The organism is Devosia geojensis (genome assembly GCF_000969415.1).
GTDB lineage: Bacteria > Pseudomonadota > Alphaproteobacteria > Rhizobiales > Devosiaceae > Devosia > Devosia geojensis.
Window position 1 is genome coordinate 1 of sequence record NZ_JZEX01000066.1, and the last position, 1,273, is coordinate 1,273.

General features: G+C 66.1%; 3 protein-coding genes. All 3 read left to right on the forward strand.

Annotation, left to right across the window (positions count from 1 at the left end; translation table 11 throughout):
* The coding region (locus VE25_RS06965) for a rhomboid family intramembrane serine protease (RefSeq protein WP_152664538.1) at positions 1 to 688 on the forward strand (688 nt) is incomplete at its 5' end.
* Positions 689 to 776: 88 nt separating this feature from the next.
* The gene (locus VE25_RS06970) at positions 777 to 959 is read left to right on the forward strand and encodes a hypothetical protein (protein ID WP_046107889.1); all 183 of its coding nucleotides are present in this window, start codon (positions 777 to 779) and stop codon (positions 957 to 959) included.
* Position 960: 1 nt separating this feature from the next.
* A complete protein-coding gene (locus VE25_RS06975; protein ID WP_046107890.1) occupies positions 961 to 1,167 on the forward strand; it encodes a hypothetical protein in 207 nt (68 codons plus the stop codon).
* The last annotated feature ends 106 nt before the right edge of the window (positions 1,168 to 1,273 follow it).

Sequence of the window (1,273 nt, forward strand, 5' to 3'; positions counted from 1 at the left end):
CCCCATGTTCCTGCCCCTCCACGACACCAACCCCATCCGCCACGTCAGGTTTCCCTACGTCACCTACGGCCTGATGGCGGTGACGGCGCTGGTGTTCCTCGTCCAGTCGATGCTGCCGCCGGCCGCCTTCGACGAGGTGACCATCTATTTCGGCATGATCCCGATCGTCGTGCGCGACGTCTATCCGCAGCCGCTGCCGTGGCTGCCGGACTGGGCGCCGCTCGTCACCTATGCGTTCCTCCATGCCGATTGGATGCACATGCTCACCAACATGCTGTTCCTGTGGATCTTCGGCGACAACATCGAGGACGCCATGGGACATGTGAAGTTCCTCGTCTTCTATCTCACCTGCGCGGTCATCGCCGCGCTCGCGCACCTCGCCTTCAACCTCGACGCCAACGGGCCGCTGGTCGGCGCCTCGGGGGCGGTCGCGGGCGTCATGGGCGCCTATGTGCTGCTCTATCCGCATGCGCGGGTGTTCGTGCTGGCCCGCATCGTCATCCCGATCCCGCTGCCGATACCGGCCTTCTGGATGCTGGGGGTCTGGCTCGGCATGCAGCTCTTTTCCCTCGTCGCCTCGCCGCAAGCCCCCGTCGCCTGGTGGGCGCATCTCGGCGGGTTCCTCGCCGGGGTGGTGCTGGCGCCGCTCTTCAAGCGGCGCGAGGTGGTGCTGCTCGGGGGACGGTGAGGGAAGGGGAGATGGGTCACGAAAGCAGGGCAACTCTTCCTTTACGCCCAGTAGTTTACGCTTGGGTCACGCTAACCGGGACACGCTCATGAACACCGATCTCGCCGCCATGCTCGTTGCCGCGCGCACCGCCGCGACGCATCAGTCCTTCGATATCGCCATGGTCAAGAAGGCGCACGAGATGGAGATGAACCTCGTTTCCATGCTCGAGGCGGCCATCAAGGCGCCGGCTCCCGCGGGCCAGGGGATCGCCGTCGACAAGAGCGCGTGAGATGAGCGTTTCCGGCCTCCCCGCCATCAACCTCGATCTCGGCGCGCACCGCATCGCGAGTCAGGAGGCCGTGTCGCTCGACGCGCGCCTGGCGCTGGTGGCGCTGCGGCGCGGGCAGGTGGAAACGACGATCATGGATCGGCTGGCGCGTGTGGCCGAGGTTGAGCCGCCGCTAGGCACAGGGATTGTGGTCGACAAGATCGCTTAGGTCTCCCGGATCAAGGATATCAGCGGCTCTTTCGCCTCCCTCCCCCTTGAGGGGAGGGAACGAGGGTGGGGGTAGGTTGGTGAGCCGCCGCAGCTTCCCCCCACCC

Excerpts from the sequence above, each read along its gene's own strand:
- VE25_RS06970 (WP_046107889.1), top strand. The coding sequence starts at position 777 with ATGAACACCGATCTCGCCGCCATGCTCGTTGCCGCGCGCACCGCCGCG.
- VE25_RS06975 (WP_046107890.1), top strand. The coding sequence starts at position 961 with ATGAGCGTTTCCGGCCTCCCCGCCATCAACCTCGATCTCGGCGCGCAC.